The organism is Streptomyces fildesensis (assembly GCF_016107395.1).
GTDB classification, from domain to species: domain Bacteria; phylum Actinomycetota; class Actinomycetes; order Streptomycetales; family Streptomycetaceae; genus Actinacidiphila; species Actinacidiphila fildesensis.
Genome location: NZ_JAAIKO010000467.1, coordinates 1 through 207, shown reverse-complemented (window position 1 = coordinate 207; position 207 = coordinate 1). Strand labels below are relative to the sequence as shown.

Sequence of the window (207 nt, the reverse complement as noted above, 5' to 3'; positions counted from 1 at the left end):
CCTTGAAGGTCCACCCGGAGTTGCGGTAGCCGGGCTCACCGCCCGGGCCCTCCACGACGCCGTCGAGCGAGATGAAAGCGGTGCTGATCAGGGTGCGCATCTGAGGGTTCCTCGGGTGTCTCGTGTCCGGTTCTCATTGAGCCGGCGTGGTCTGGCTTGCGGCTACGGCGCGCTGCCTGCCGTCGATGTGATCACCGTAGCCACTTC

1 pseudogene is annotated in these 207 nt (G+C 66.2%); it reads right to left on the bottom strand.

The annotated features are described in order from the left end of the window. Positions 1-100 (bottom strand): annotated as a pseudogene (locus C6N31_RS43490) (dihydrofolate reductase family protein); the annotation flags it as partial. Positions 101-207: the final 107 nt, after the last annotated feature.